Here is a 14,504-nt window from a genome sequence, read left to right on the forward strand (position 1 = left end):
CACGGTTCCCAGTCTGGGAACCTCGTTCGGTCGTGGCGGTGCGACGACCTTCCAGCAGGACCTGCAGAACTCCGACTGCATCCTGATCCAGGGCTCCAACATGGCCGAGTGCCACCCGGTCGGGTTCCAGTGGGTGATGGAGGCGAAAGCGCGCGGCGCGACGATCATCCACGTCGACCCGCGGTTCACCCGCACCAGCGCGCTCGCCGACCTGCACGTCCCGCTGCGCGCCGGCAGTGACATCGTGTTCCTCGGCGCGATCGTCAACCACGTGCTGTCGCAGGAGAAGTACTTCCGCGACTACGTGGTGGCCTACACCAACGCCGCGTCGATCGTCACCGACGACTACCGCGACCCCGAGGACCTCGACGGCCTGTTCTCCGGCTTCGACGCCGAGACCCGCCGGTACGACTTCCACACCTGGCAGTACGAGGGCCGCGAGGTGCAGGCCGCCGCGGCGCAACGCGACCTGGAGTACGAGGACCGCGCGGTGCGCGCCGCCGGCCGCGGCGAGGCACACGGCTCCGGCGGCGCCCGGTCGGGTACCGCCCGCACCGATCCGACGCTGCAGCACCCGCGATGCGTCTTCCAGATCCTCAAGCGGCACTTCCAGCGGTACACGCCGGCGCTGGTCGAGCAGGCCTGCGGGGTGTCGCCGGAGCTGTTCGCCCGGGTGTGCGACGAGCTGACCCGCAACTCCGGCCGGGAGCGCACCAGCGCGTTCTGCTACGCGGTCGGCTGGACCCAGCACACCGTGGGCGTCCAGTACATCCGGACCGCGGCGATCCTGCAGGCGCTGCTGGGCAACATCGGCCGGCCCGGCGGCGGCATCCTCGCGCTACGCGGGCACGCCTCGATCCAGGGCTCGACCGACATCCCGACCCTGTTCAACCTGCTGCCCGGCTACATACCCATGCCGTACGCGCATCCCGACCAGGATCTCGCCGCGTTCCTCGCCGCGGAGGGCACGGACAAGGGCTACTGGGCCAACATCGGCGCCTACACCACCAGCCTGCTGAAGGCGTGGTGGGGCGACACCGCAACCGCCGACAACGACTACTGCTTCGACTACCTGCCCCGGCTGACGGGCAGCCACAGCACCTACGACACCGTGCAGCGGCAGATCGCCGGCGAGTGCGTCGGGTACTTCCTGCTCGGCGAGAACCCCGCGGTCGGCTCCGGCAACACGAAGATGCAGCGGCTGGGCATGGCGAACCTCGACTGGCTGGTGGTCCGCGACCTGACCATGATCGAGAGCGCCACCTGGTGGCAGAACGGTCCGGAGATCGAGACCGGCGAGATGAGGACGGCCGACCTCAAGACCGAGGTGTTCTTCCTGCCGGCCGCGGCGCACACCGAGAAGAACGGCAGCTTCACCAACACCCAGCGGATGCTGCAGTGGCACCACGAGGCGGTGCAACCGCCCGGCGAGGCGCGCAGCGAGCTGTGGTTCACCTACCACCTGGGCCGGCTGATCCGGGCCAAGCTGGCCGACTCGTCCGACGACCGGGACCGGCCGATCCTCGACCTCACCTGGGACTACCCGACCGAGGGCGCGATCGAGGAACCGTCCGCCGAGGCGGTGCTCGCCGAGATCAACGGGTTCGACGCCGACGGCAACCCGCTGCGCAGCTACGAGCAGTTGAAGGACGACGGCTCGACCCGGTGCGGCTGCTGGATCTACTGTGGGGTGCGCGCCGACGGGGTCAACCAGGCCGCCCGCCGCAAGCCCGGCCGGGACCAGAGCTGGGTGGCGCCGGAGTGGGGCTGGGCCTGGCCGGCCAACCGGCGCATCCTGTACAACCGGGCCGCGGCCGACCCGGACGGGCGGCCGTGGAGCGAGCGCAAGGCGCTGGTCTGGTGGGACGCCGACCAGCAGAAGTGGACCGGGCACGACGTGCCCGACTTCCCGCCGACCACGGCGCCCGACTACCGGCCCGACGAGGACGCCCGCGGGCCGCAGGCGCTGTCCGGCACCGACCCGTTCATCATGCAGGACGACGGGAAGGCGTGGCTGTTCGTGCCGGCCGGACTGACCGACGGGCCGCTACCGACGCACTACGAGCCGCAGGACTCCCCGTTCGACAACCCGCTCTACCGCCAGCAGCGCAACCCGGCCCGGGAGATCCTGCCGCTCCGGCATCCGGCGAACCGGATGCAGCCCAGCGGCAGCGAACCCGGCGCCGACGTCTTCCCGTACGTGGCGACCACCTACCGGCTGACCGAACATCACACCGCCGGCGGCATGAGCCGCTCGCTGCCGTACCTGGCCGAGCTGCAACCGGAGTTCTTCTGCGAGGTCTCCCCCGAACTCGCCGCCGAACGCGACCTGGAACACCTCGGCTGGGCCACCATCGTCAGCGCCCGAGGCGTGATCGAGGCGCGGGTACTGGTCACCGACCGGATCACGCCGTTGCAGGTCGCGGGCCGCACGATGCACCAGATCGGCCTGCCGTACCACTGGGGGCCGACCGGCTACAGCGCCGGCGACGCCGCGAACGAGCTCACCTCGATGTCGTTGGACCCCAACACGCACATCCAGGAGAGCAAGGCGCTCGCCTGCGACATCCGGGCCGGCCGGCGACCGCGCGGCCCGGCGCGCCTCGCGCTGCTGCACGAGTACCAGCAGCGCGCCGGCATCACCGAGCGGACCGGGATGGAGATCTGAGATGGCTCTCGCCCCACACCACCATCCCGCCGATCCGGCCAGTTCGGTCGGGTATGCCGAGCATCCGCCGCGGATGGGGTTCTTCACCGACACCAGCGTCTGCATCGGCTGCAAGGCGTGCGAGGTCGCCTGCAAGGAGTGGAACGGGGTGCCGGCGGACGCGCTGGACCTGACCGGCATGTCGTACGACAACACCGGCGGGCTGGGGGCCGACAACTGGCGGCACGTGGCGTTCATCGAGCAGCGCCGACCCCTTGGTACCGCGCACACCGGGGTCGGCCACGACGACGTCGACGTGCTGGCGCTCGCCGAGCAGGGGTCGGCCACCCCGCCGGAGCAGGCGTCCGCGACCCCGACCTCCCCGCCCCGCGACGATGCGGCTGCTGGGCCACCGCAGCCGGACGGGCGGACCGAGCTGCGCTGGCTGATGGCCTCCGACGTGTGCAAGCACTGCACCGAGGCGGCCTGCCTGGACGTGTGCCCGACCGGCTCGCTGTTTCGTACCGAGTTCGGCACCGTGGTCGTGCAGGAGGACATCTGCAACGGCTGCGGCTACTGCATTCCGGCCTGCCCGTACGGGGTGATCGACCAGCGCAAGGACGACGGACGGGCCTGGAAGTGCACGATGTGCTACGACCGGCTCGGCGCCGGGATGGAACCCGCCTGCGCCAAGGCCTGCCCCACCGACTCCATCCAGTACGGCCAGCTCGACGAGCTGCGCGAGCGCGCCGACGCGCGCCTGCGCACGCTGCACGACGCCGGTGTCGACGACGCCCGGCTGTACGGCCGGGACCCGCACGACGGGGTGGGCGGCGACGGCGCGTTCTTCCTGCTGCTGGACGAGCCGGAAACCTACGGACTGCCGCCCGATCCGACCGTCACCACCCGGGATCTGCCGTCCATGTGGCGCCGGGTCGGGTTCGCCGCCGGCGCGCTGGCCGCCGCCGCGGTCGCCGCCTTCGTCACCACCCGGAGGAGCCGATGAGCCACCACAGCACCGACGCACCGACCGGCCGGACTCGCCGCCGCCGGCGCGGCGGCGAGCAGCCGATGGTGCCGCGCGCCGAGTTCGGTTCGTACTACGGCAAACCCATCCTGAACCCGCCGGTCTGGGCGGCCGCCGATGTCGGCGGCTACCTGTTCTTCGGCGGCCTCGCCGGCGCCAGCGCCGTGATCGCGGCCGGCGCCCGGCTCACCCAGCGGCCGCGGCTGGCACGGATCAGTTCGGCCGGCGCGGCCGGCGCCGGACTGCTGTCGTTCGCCGCACTCATCCACGATCTGGGCCGGCCGGACCGGTTCCTCAACATGCTGCGGGTACTCAAGCCCACCTCGCCGATGAGCGTGGGTACCTGGGTGCTCGGCCCGTTCGTCCCGCTCGCCGCCGTCGCCGCCGCGTCGTCGCTGACCGGCCGGTTCCGCGGGCTCGGCCGGCTCGCCGGCACCAGCGCCGCGGTACTCGGTCCGGCCGTGTCCGCCTACACCGGCGCGCTGATCGCCAACACCGCGGTACCGGCCTGGCACGACGCCCACCGCGAGCTGCCGTTCGTGTTCACCGCCTCCAGCGCCGCCGCGGCCGGCGGGCTCGGCCTGTTCGCCCCGACCACCGAGTCGGCACCGGCGCGGGTACTGGCCGTCGCCGGCGCCGGCTGCGAGGTGCTCGCGTTCGAGCAGATGCGGCACCGGATGGGCCTGACCGCCGAACCGTACGGCACCGGCCCGGCCGGACGGCTGATCAAGACCGGTACCGCCCTGTCGGTCGCCGGCGCGCTCGGTGCCGTGCTGGGCCGGCGCAGCCGGCTGGCGAGCGCCGCCTCCGGCGCCGCGCTGCTCGCCGCCTCGCTGTGTACCCGCCTCGGCATCTTCCGCGGCGGCGTCGCCTCGGCCGAGGACCCGAAGTACACGGTGATCCCGCAGCGGGAACGGCTGCGCGCCGCCGCCGAGGAAGAGTCGTAGCCAACGGCGGAGCCACCCCACGCAACGAGCCGTCTGCCCGACCCCGCACGACCAGCCGCCTCGATGGCCCCGCGCGGCCGGCCGCCTCGATGGTCTGGCCCGGCCGGCGTACCGGACGCGTCCGGTGTGGACGGTCAGCTCGCGGGCAGCGCCGCCGCCCGGTGCGGCGCCTGCCATCGCCGGGCGGTCGCGGCCGCCGCGGCCAGATGGGCCACTGCCGCCTGGTCGTCGCCGAGGAACCGGGCCAGCTCGCCCAGCGTCTGACTCACCGGGCGGGTCGCCAGCGAGAGGCTGGACACGCCGCCCAGCGGGGTGGCGCGGTAGGGAAGGAGCATCCCGTACATCGCCGCCCCGGCCACCCGATCGTCCAGGGCGATGGCCGCCAGCGCCCGGAACGTCGCGAACAAGGTGAAGAAGCAGTCCCGGCGGATCGGATCGCCCCGGCCCGGCACGTGCCGCGCCTCCTCGATGCGGCCGGAGCTGGCCAGCGCGAAGGCATGCAGATCGCCGAGCAGGCCGGAGCCTGCGTGCAGCCGCTCGACCGCCGCGGCCAACTCGGCGACACGTCCCTGGTCGAGTCGCATCAGCGCCTCGGCGACGTGCTGGTAGATCGCGCCGTGTGGCGAGCCCTGCCGGACCATGCGCTCGCCGGCGGCGGCGTAGCGCCGCGTAGCGTCGTCGACGTCGCCTCGCACGGAGGCGAACATGGCGAGGGCGATCTCGCTGACGTCGATCAGCTCGGGCAGCCGGTACATGCGGGCCAGTTCGAGGTTCTCGCCCACCAGCCGCAGCGCGGTCTCCGGGTCGTCGGCCGCGGCCGCCGCCCGCGCCTGCACGATCCGACCGAAGCACTGGTAGCTGGGCAGATCCCGGGTCTCACCCAGCCGGACGAGCTCGGCGCCCAGCGCGGCCTTGCGCGGCCACTCCAGATCGGCGTCCAGTTCGCGGGAGAGGGTGGCCAGCGTCTGGGCGCGGAGTCCGTCGTCGCCGCACTCCTCGGCCAGCGCCACGGCCCGTTCCGCGGCCGCGCGGGCGTCGGGGTTGCCGTTGTCGGCCCGCTCGACGGCATAGGCGTCCAGCAGCCGGCTGCGTACCGCCGGAGAAAGGTCCGGGCCGGGGCGGTGCAGCAGCCGGGTGAGCAACGCGATCACGGGCTCGTCGCTGGTCGCGTACGGGCGGGTCTGCCACGGGGTCGGTTCGGTCCACGCGGTGAACGCGGCGACGACGAGATCCTCGCGGCCGGCGGCCTCGGCGTGCTCGGTCGCGCGCCGTCGCGTCGCCCGCGCCGCGCCGACCGCGCCGGCCCGGAGCTGCGCCCGCAGCAGCCGGCCGTACAGGGCCGAGCGCTCGTCGGCCCGCCGGTCGCTGTCGGGCAGCCGTTCGAGGTTCGCCAGCGCGCTGGTCAGCAACGTGCAGGCGGTGTCGTACGCGTAGCCGCGCTCGGCCTGCTCCGCCGCCCGGACGCAGTAGTCGACCGCCTTGGCCGCGGTCGCGCTGGCGGCGGCTCCGGCGTAGTGGTGGGCGAGTGCCGGGAGATCGCCGGGGGTCACCCGCTCGATCGCGGCCGCCAGCCTGGCGTGCATGTGGCGCGCGCGCAGCCCGCTGAGGTCGGCGAGCATGGTGTCGCGAACCAGGGAGTGCACGAACCGCACCCGGCCGGGCGCCGGTTCGTCGAGCATGCCCGCGATCAGCCCTGCCTCCAGGGCATCGAGCACTCCGGCCTCATCGGTGTCCGCCGCCTCGACGAGCACCTCGACCTCGGCCTCCCGGCCGGCCACCGCGGCCAGCCGCAGCACCGACACGGCCGCTTCGGGCAGCCGGGCCAGCCGGCGGCGCAGCACGTCCCGGACGCCTTCCGGCACCTCCGACACGGCCACCAGCGCCCCCTCGCTGTTGAGCAGCCGTACGCTCTCCTTGACGTAGAAGGGATTCCCGCCGGTACGTTCGGTCAGAGCCGCCACGGTCGCCGGGGTCACCGGGAACCGGCACCCCGCCTCGACGATCGTCGCCACCGCCGGCTCGGGCAGACCGGCCAGCATCACCCGGCGCGGCGAGCGCCGGGCAAGTTCGGCGAGCGCCTCGGTCAGCCGCCCGTCGGCGTCCTGCGGGCGCAGCGCCCCGACCAGCAGGATTCGCGCGTCAGCGAGTCCGGCAGCCGCCACGGTCAGCAGCCGGACCGTCTCGTCGTCGGCCCAGTGCAGGTCGTCGAGCAGGACGGCGATCGGCCGGCGTCGGGCGGCGGCGGCGAGCCAGTCGACCACCGCGCGGTGCAGCCGGAACCGGCCCGAGAGGCCGTCGGGCGATCGTCGATGGGCCCGGGGCGGCCGATCGTACGGCTCGCCAACGGTCTCCGGGGTCCCGGGCGGGGACGCATCGGGATCCGCGGCCAACAGTGGCGCCAGCGCGGCGGACGCCGCTGCCGGTACCGGTTCGACCCTCGCCAGCTGGGTCAACGCCTCGCCCCACGGCCAGGCCGGCGGCGCCGCCTCGTCCGCGACGCACCGTCCGGCCACCACCAGCCAGCCCGCCTGCGCCAGCGCGCGGGTCAGCTGGGCGAGGAGCTCGGACTTGCCGACTCCGGGCTCCCCGGTGACCAGTGCGACCCGCCCGCTGCCCCTGCCGGCGGCGTCGGCGGCCCGGGTGAGCTCCGTCAGCTCGGCGTCTCGCCCCACGAACACCGCCTGATCCGCGGGCCGGGGCTCGCCAGGTGGCGGCGCAACCGGCTCCGCCGGTGTCGTGGCCCGCACCAGCTCGACCCGCTGCGTGAGGATCGCCGACTCCACCTCGGCCAACGCGGGCCCCGGGTCGAGGCCGAGCTCCTCGGCCAGCATCGACCTGGCACGGCGAACCGTGTCCAACGCGTCGGCCTGCCGGCCACCGCCCCACAGCGCCAGGGCGAGCAGCCGCCACCCCTCCTCCCGCAGCGGTGCCTCGGCGGTGAGAACCTCGGCCTCGGCGATCGCGGCGGCCGGGTCGCCGGCCCGCAGCGCGCAGCTCACCCGCAGCTCGCGGGCGGTGTGGCGCAGGTCGCCCAGGCCCTGTACCGACGTGCGAGTCCACGCCTCGTCGACGAACTCGGCGAAGGCCGGCCCGCGCCACAGGGCGACCGCCTCGTCCAGCAGCGTGCGTGCCGCGATCGGCTGGTCGGCGGCGCGGGCCCGGGCGTCGCGGACCAACCGCTCGAACCGCCACGCATCCACCGCCTCCACCGGTAGCCGCAGCGCGTACCCGGGGGCCGCGCTGACCAGCAGCCGGGCCGGCGTGCGCGGCGCTCGACCCGGCTCGAGCAGCTTCCGCAGGTTCGACACGTAGCTCTGCAGCGACGCGACGGCCCTGGCCGGTGGCTCCCCGGACCACAGGTCCTCGATCATCCGGTCGACCGGAAGCACCTCGCCGCGCGCCGCCACCAGCAGGGCGAGCACGGCACGCTGCCGTTGGCCGCCCAGCGGAACCGGCCGGCCGTCCACCTCGGCCGTGCACGGTCCGAGCACCCCAAGCGAGATCATCTCGCCGGCCAGCGTAACCACAGGCCACGGGAACTGCGCAGGTCACAGCGGTGGCTCGGGTCACGATGCGCGTTCCAAGTCGTCTCCAAGTGCCCCCCGGCACGCTCCCGGTCATGACCACCGCACTCCGGGCGAGCCGGCACGAGACGGTACTGGCCCACCGGGCCTTTCGCCGCGCCTCCGCGCTGCTGGCCGCCCGGATCGCGGCGGTCGAGCCCGGGCAGCCGCGTCGCGCCGCGGCGCTCGCCGGCCGCCTCCGCGCGTACCAGCGTGCCCTGCGCGGCCATCAGGGCTGCCAGGACCGGCTGCTGTGGCCGGTGTTGCTGGCCCGCTGCGACCTCGGCGCCGACCTGGTACTGCGGATGCGGGCGCAGCACGAGCGGCTGGCCGGCACGCTGACCGCGATCGACGTGGCGCTGCCCGGCTGGGTGGCGACCACCGCCGAGGACGACCGCGATCGCCTCGTCGCCGCGCTCGTCGAGCATCACGCGGTCCTGGCCGAGCACGTCGACGAGGAGGACCGGGACCTGCTGCCGCTGGCCGCCGATCACCTGGCAGCGCACGAATGGCAGGCGCTGCGCGCCCAGCTGCTCGCCCGGCTCCGCCGGCCCAGGCTGTTCACCTACCTGGGCATCGTGCTGACCCACGCCGATCGTGCCGAACGCCGGCTGGTCCTTGCCACGCTGCCGCGCCGGGATCGGCTCGGCTGGTACCTCGTCGGGAAGCCCTGGCGGCCCCGGTGGATCCGCCCGTGACCCGTTCCTGCCACCAGACCGGAGATCACGTCCTGAGCACCGGCGGCCGGTCACGCACCGCCCGACCACTCCACCCACGTCATCGAAGGAGAACCAGCCAATGTCTCTTCATGTACCACATTTCGACGAGTCCGTGATCGTCCGTTCCGCGACGGCGGAGGTGATCGGCCACGCTCCGAGCACCGTACGGCTGCTTGCCGACAGCGTTTCCACCGGCGGCGCGCTGTCGGCTCAGCGGGTCACGCTCACCGACGGCGCAAACGGAGCCACCCCGCATCGGCACACCTGGTCGGCCGAGCTGTTCTACGTCCTCGACGGCGCCGCACAACTGCTGTCCGGCGACCGGATCGTCACCGCCGAACGGGGCGATCTGGTGGTGGTACCGCCCGGCGCGGCGCACGCGTTCGCCGCCGCGCCGGGCCGCAACGCCGACCTGTTGATCGTCGTCACGCCGGGCATCGAACGGTTCGAGTACTTCCGGCACCTGGCGCGGGTGGGCCGCGGTGAGCTGCCCCCGGAGAGCCTGCTGGAGGTCCAGGAGCGCTACGACAACCACTTCCTCCACCACGCCGCCTGGGACCAGGAACGGCACCGGCACCAGGAACGGCACCGGCACCAGGGCTGACCGGCACCCCATGACGACGCCGGGCAGCCCGCGCTGCCGGCAGCAAGGAGACCCGAGATGAGCGCCAGACGAGTGTCGATGCGGGCGTCGTACTACGCTGCGCACACCTACATGATCCTCGGAGTGACCGCCGGCCTGTTCTACCGCGAGTTCACCAAGGCCCACCACTTCACCGGCGACACCCAGCTCGCCGTCACCCACACACACCTGCTGACGCTGGGAATGCTGGGCTTCCTGATCGTCCTGGCACTCGACAAGCAGTTCCGGTTGTCGGGCACGACGTTGTACACCTGCTTCTTCTGGCTCTACAACGCCGGCATCGCCGTGAGCGTCACCATGATGGGCGTACACGGCTGCCTGACCGTACTGGGCGACCCCGTTCCGGACGCCGTGCCCATCGTCGCCGGGATCGGTCACATCGTGCTCACCGTCGGGCTCATCCTGCTGTTCGTGCACCTGGGCAAGCGCCTGAAAGCTCCGCTGTCCGAGCGCCCGGCGACGGAGCGCTCGACCGCCGGGACGTGATCACGGACACGGATGGTGATCACCCGGGCCGGCCGAACGCCAGGCAACCGGGAACCGCGGGGAGGCCGCCGAGGCTTTCCACTACGATCTGTTGGTGCCCGATACTGAAACGACGCCGACTTTCGATGACCTTGAGCTGGACGGAAGGATCATCAAGGCACTTCGGGACGTCGGCTACGAGACCCCCTCGAACATCCAGGCAGAGACGATCCCCCTGCTGCTCGCCGGCAGGCACGTCGTCGGCCTGGCCCAGACGGGCACCGGAAAGACGGCGGCGTTCGCGCTGCCGATCCTGTCCCGGATCGACCTGGCCCAGAAGGCGCCCCAGGTGCTGGTCCTGGCGCCGACCCGGGAGCTCGCGCTGCAGGTGTCCGAGGCGTTCGAGCGCTACGCCGCGCACATCAAGGGGCTGCACGTGCTGCCCGTCTACGGCGGTCAGGGGTACGGGGTCCAGCTGTCGGCGTTGCGCCGCGGGGTCCATGTGATCGTCGGCACTCCCGGGCGGGTGATGGACCACCTGGAGAAGGGCACCCTGGACCTCAGCGAGCTGCGCTTCGTGGTGCTCGACGAGGCCGACGAGATGCTCAACATGGGCTTCGCCGAGGACGTCGAGCAGATCCTCGCCGACACCCCCGACGACAAGCAGCTCGCGCTGTTCTCGGCCACCATGCCGGCCCCGATCCGCCGGATGGTCTCCAAGCACGCCCCGGACGCGGTCGAGGTGACGGTCAAGGGCAAGACCACGACGGCGGCCAACGTCCGGCAGCGGTACCTGAAGGTCGCGCACGCGCAGAAGCTGGAGGCGCTGACCCGCATCCTCGAGGTGGAGAACTTCGACGGCCTGATCCTCTTCGCCCGGACCAAGCAGGCCACCGAGGAGCTGGCCGAGCGGCTGCGGGCCCGGGGCTTCTCCGCCGCGGCCATCAACGGCGACATCGCCCAGGCGCAGCGCGAGCGCACCATCAACCAGTTGCGCTCCGGCAAGCTGGACATCCTGGTGGCCACCGACGTCGCCGCGCGCGGCCTGGACGTGGAGCGCATCAGCCACGTCATCAACTACGACCTGCCCACCGACCCCGAGCCGTACGTGCACCGCATCGGCCGGACCGGCCGGGCCGGCCGCAGCGGCGACGCGATCTCGTTCGTCACCCCGCGGGAGAGCCACCTGCGGCGCGCGATCGAGCGCTCGGTCGGGGTCAAGCTCGACGAGATGCGGCTGCCCACCGTCGAGGACGTGAACGCGCAGCGGATCGAGAAGTTCACCGCCGCGATCTCCAACGCGATCCAGGACGCGCAGTTCGCCAACTTCCGCGATCTGGTGCAGGACTACGAGCAGAGCCATGACGTTCCCGCGCTGGACATCGCGGCCGCGCTGGCCGTGCTGGCGCAGGACGGCAAGCCGCTGCTGCTGGAGGAGGTGCCCGAGCCGCCGCAGCCCGAGCGGCACCGGCCCCGCGAGCACCAGCGGATGGCCACCTACCGGATCGCGGTGGGCAAGCGGCACCACGTCGAGCCGCGGATGATCGTCGGCGCGCTCGCGAACGAGGGTGGGCTGGCCCGCTCGGACTTCGGCCGCATCGACATCCGGCCCACCCACAGCCTGGTGGAGCTGCCCGCCGACCTGCCCGCGGCGACCTTCGAGCGGCTCGCCGACACCAGGATCTCCGGCATGCTGATCGATCTGCGTCCGGACCGCGGATCCGGGTACGGTGGGGCCCGGCGCCGCCCGACCGGCAGCAAGCCGACCGGTGGCAGGCCGGCGAGCCCCCGGGCCGAGTTCGACGCCGACGGGCGGCCCCGGAAACCGCGGCACAAGAAGCGCGACCACTGACCCACGCCGTCGACCAGACCCTAGTAGTAGATGCTGCTGACCCCGGGCGGGGCGGTGCTGACGTCGACGGAGTTCGCGCGTACCCGCAGGGCGCACAGCAGCACCGGTTGACCGGCGTCGTTGAGCTGCCAACCGGTCAGCAGCCACCAGCGGCGCCGTTCCACCGGTACCCCGGCGAGGCGATCGTCGTCGGCGGGCTCGACCGGGCGGCTCAACTGCAGCCGTACGGTTCGCGCAAGCTGGCCGGGGCACATCTGCGGTTCGACCGTGACGATGTCCCCGGGCTGCGGTAAGCGACCGCCGGACGCCTGCTCGGTCGGGCGGCCGGCGTCGCGTCGCGGATTCGGCCTCACCTGCTGGGAGTACCCGAATTCCCGCAGGTCATGCCCACGATGCGCGGCTGACCGGCGCCCGCGAGGGGCACGATGACGCGGGGTCCGACGGCTCCGCTGTCCGCCGGTGCGCGTTCCGGGCGACTTGTGACCTCGTTTCGTGCGATAGGACCGGCAACAGTTGGGTACGAGACGCCCAGCCGCGGAGTCGAAACCACCGTGCTTCGTGGTGAGTCGGGACGGTGCCGCACGGCCGGCGGGCCGCCCCGGCGGCGCCGCGGCCAGGCAACGGTTGGTCGAGCTCGCCTGCGAGTGGATGCCCGGCTGCGACTGGGCCGCGACCAGCCGGCAGATCGGTTCGGCGATCGGCATCCTGATGTCGGCGTACACGATCACCAACGAGCAGGCGTTCCGGCTGCTGCGCGCCACCAGCCAGAACCTCAACCGCAAGCTGCGCGACGTGGCCCGCGACGTCACCGACCCCGGCGAGCTGCCCGCGCAGGGCTGAGCCTCACCACGCCACCAGCGCGGCGAGCGCCGCGGTGCCGAGAAACAGCCAGGCGACGTAGTCGCCGACATGGCCGGAGTGCAGCCGGTGCAGCCCGACCAGTACCGGACCCAGCGGATGCAGCATGCGGCGCAGCCGTGCCGGCAGCCGCGCCAGTGCGAGCAGTGCCACCCCCACCGCCAGTACCGCCGAGAGCAGGCCGAGCAGCACGCCGGACACCGACCAGTACGCGTCGGGCACCTCGGCGAGCGGCCACAGCGCGCCGTGCAGCACCTCGTCGCGGTAGCCGAGCGTGTCGACCGTGGCGGCGGCGGCGCGACCGCAGGCGCGGGCGAGACCGGGCACCGTTCCCACGACAAGCCCGCCGCCGAGCAGCAGGCAGGTGGCCACGAGCATGGTGACCGGGGTGCCGCGCACCGGGCCGGTGGTCTCCGACTCCTCGCTGCGCCCGGTGGTCTCCTCGTCGCCGCCGCCGGGTGGCCGGCCGAGGCCGGCGAAGATGCGCAGCCCGCTGCGCAGCACCGCGCCACCGGTCAACGCCGACACCGCGACGAACAGCCAGACCAGCCACGGATGCCCGGCACCGGCGGCCTCCTCGGTGAGCGCCTTGCCCAGTCCCGGCCCGAACGGCGGTACCCCGGCCAGCGCGAGCCCCGCCAGCAGGTACAGCCAGCCGACCGGGCTGCGCAGCCCGGCCCGGCCGTGCAGGTACGCCTCGTCCACGCTGCGGTACCGGTTGAGCAGGATGCCGGCGAGCAGGAACAGCGCCGCCTTCACGCCCGAGTGGCCGAGCACGTAGACGGCGGTACCGGCGAGGCCGTCGGCGTCGAGGGTGGCGACGCCGACCAGGAACAGCCCCAGGTGCGCGACGGTGGAGTAGGCGAGCAGCCGCTTGAGGTGGCGCTGGCTGACGCACATCACCGCACCGAGCAGCGCGGTCAACACGCCGAAGACCAGCAGCGCGCGGCCGATCGTGGCGGCCGGCAGCGCCGTGGCGAACACCACCCAGTAGATGCGCGTCACCGCGTACACCCCGAGTTCGACCATCACGCCGGAGAACAGCACGCACACCGGGGTCGGCGCCACCGCGTGCGCGTCGGCGAGCCAGAAGTGCATCGGAACCACCGCGGCCTTGACCAGGAATCCGCAGCACGCCAGGCAGAACGCGGCGACCAGTACCGGATCTGGCCTGGCTGCGCCGATCGCGGCGCCGAGCTGGGCGAGCCCGAGCTGCCCGTACCGGGCGTACAGCACGCCGATGCCCATCAGGGTCAGGTAGGCGCCCAGCGAGTTGACCACCCCGAAGGTCAGCCCGCCCTGTACCGACTCCGGTTCCTCGATGCGCATCCCGGTCAGCGCGTAGGCGACCGCGCCCATCAGTTCGAAGAACACGAACAGCGTGAACAGGTCGCCGGCGCAGGCGAACGCGACCATCGCGGCCAGGAACAGCAGCATCAGCACGTGGTAGTGCTCGCCGGCGTCGGACAGGTAGCGCCAGCCGTACAGCAGGGCGCAGCCGGTGAGCACCGCGGCCAGGCAGGCGACGCCGGCGCCGAGCGGGTCGACCACCAGCACGATGCCCACGCTGTACCCACGGTGCGGGGTGAAGCCGCCCATCCACTCGACGATCCGCCCGCCGCCCGCCGCCGCGGCGAGCAGCCCGGTGCACGCGGCGACGGTCGCGGCCGTCGCCACGCAGATCAGGTCGGTGACGATCCGGGGCAGCCAGCGGCGAAACGCGAGCACCACGCAGCCGACCAGCACCGGCAGCACGAACGACAGCGGTACCAGCGCGCGCATC

At 73.0% G+C, this 14,504-nt stretch carries 10 protein-coding genes and 1 pseudogene; 8 read left to right on the plus strand and 3 right to left on the minus strand.

Annotated features, from left to right (window positions below; all coding sequences use genetic code 11):
- Positions 1-4: 4 nt before the first annotated feature.
- The 3 genes and pseudogenes from fdh to nrfD all read left to right on the plus strand — a co-directional run.
- Positions 5-2,668, plus strand: a pseudogene (gene fdh, locus Asera_RS29060) (formate dehydrogenase); the annotation flags it as partial.
- Between the two features lies 1 nt (position 2,669).
- Entirely contained in the window at positions 2,670-3,653 is a 984-nt protein-coding gene (locus Asera_RS29065; RefSeq protein WP_030443984.1) for a 4Fe-4S dicluster domain-containing protein, read from the plus strand.
- Positions 3,650-4,621 (plus strand): NrfD/PsrC family molybdoenzyme membrane anchor subunit, encoded by a 972-nt coding sequence (gene nrfD / locus Asera_RS29070; protein ID WP_030443983.1) that lies wholly within the window; start codon positions 3,650-3,652, stop codon positions 4,619-4,621. Before Asera_RS29065 ends, nrfD begins: the two co-directional genes overlap by 4 nt.
- 134 nt (positions 4,622-4,755) lie before the next feature.
- Here nrfD and Asera_RS29075 read toward each other — a convergent pair whose 3' ends face one another.
- Positions 4,756-8,127 carry an ATP-binding protein gene (locus Asera_RS29075; RefSeq protein ID WP_030443982.1) on the minus strand — a complete coding sequence of 1,124 codons (3,372 nt, stop codon included), beginning with the start codon at positions 8,125-8,127 and terminating at the stop codon, positions 4,756-4,758.
- Positions 8,128-8,240: 113 nt separating this feature from the next.
- On the opposite strand from Asera_RS29075, the gene Asera_RS29080 reads away from it, so the two are divergent.
- From Asera_RS29080 to Asera_RS29095, 4 genes are all read left to right on the plus strand, one after another.
- Positions 8,241-8,882, plus strand: coding sequence for a hemerythrin domain-containing protein (locus tag Asera_RS29080; RefSeq protein WP_051801374.1), 642 nt, complete (start codon positions 8,241-8,243; stop codon positions 8,880-8,882).
- A 100-nt stretch (positions 8,883-8,982) separates the two neighbouring features.
- The gene (locus Asera_RS29085; RefSeq protein ID WP_030443980.1) at positions 8,983-9,507 is read left to right on the plus strand and encodes a cupin domain-containing protein; all 525 of its coding nucleotides are present in this window, start codon (positions 8,983-8,985) and stop codon (positions 9,505-9,507) included.
- A 57-nt stretch (positions 9,508-9,564) separates the two neighbouring features.
- Positions 9,565-10,032 (plus strand): DUF2871 domain-containing protein, encoded by a 468-nt coding sequence (locus Asera_RS29090; RefSeq protein ID WP_212804755.1) that lies wholly within the window; start codon positions 9,565-9,567, stop codon positions 10,030-10,032.
- A 94-nt stretch (positions 10,033-10,126) separates the two neighbouring features.
- Complete coding sequence (locus tag Asera_RS29095; RefSeq protein WP_212804757.1) at positions 10,127-11,863, plus strand: DEAD/DEAH box helicase; 1,737 nt, start codon at positions 10,127-10,129, stop codon at positions 11,861-11,863.
- A gap of 20 nt (positions 11,864-11,883) precedes the next feature.
- Here Asera_RS29095 and Asera_RS29100 read toward each other — a convergent pair whose 3' ends face one another.
- Positions 11,884-12,216, minus strand: coding sequence for a hypothetical protein (locus Asera_RS29100; RefSeq protein ID WP_030443977.1), 333 nt, complete (start codon positions 12,214-12,216; stop codon positions 11,884-11,886).
- Between the two features lie 208 nt (positions 12,217-12,424).
- Here Asera_RS29100 and Asera_RS29105 point away from each other — a divergent pair, with 208 nt between their 5' ends.
- Positions 12,425-12,703, plus strand: a complete 279-nt coding sequence (locus Asera_RS29105; RefSeq protein ID WP_211255428.1) for an ANTAR domain-containing protein — start codon at positions 12,425-12,427, stop codon at positions 12,701-12,703.
- A gap of 3 nt (positions 12,704-12,706) precedes the next feature.
- On the opposite strand, the gene Asera_RS29110 is transcribed toward Asera_RS29105, so the two are convergent.
- A complete protein-coding gene (locus Asera_RS29110; protein WP_030443975.1) occupies positions 12,707-14,503 on the minus strand; it encodes a complex I subunit 5 family protein in 1,797 nt (598 codons plus the stop codon).
- Position 14,504: the final 1 nt, after the last annotated feature.

Source organism: Actinocatenispora sera (assembly GCF_018324685.1).
GTDB classification, from domain to species: Bacteria; Actinomycetota; Actinomycetes; order Mycobacteriales; family Micromonosporaceae; genus Actinocatenispora; species Actinocatenispora sera.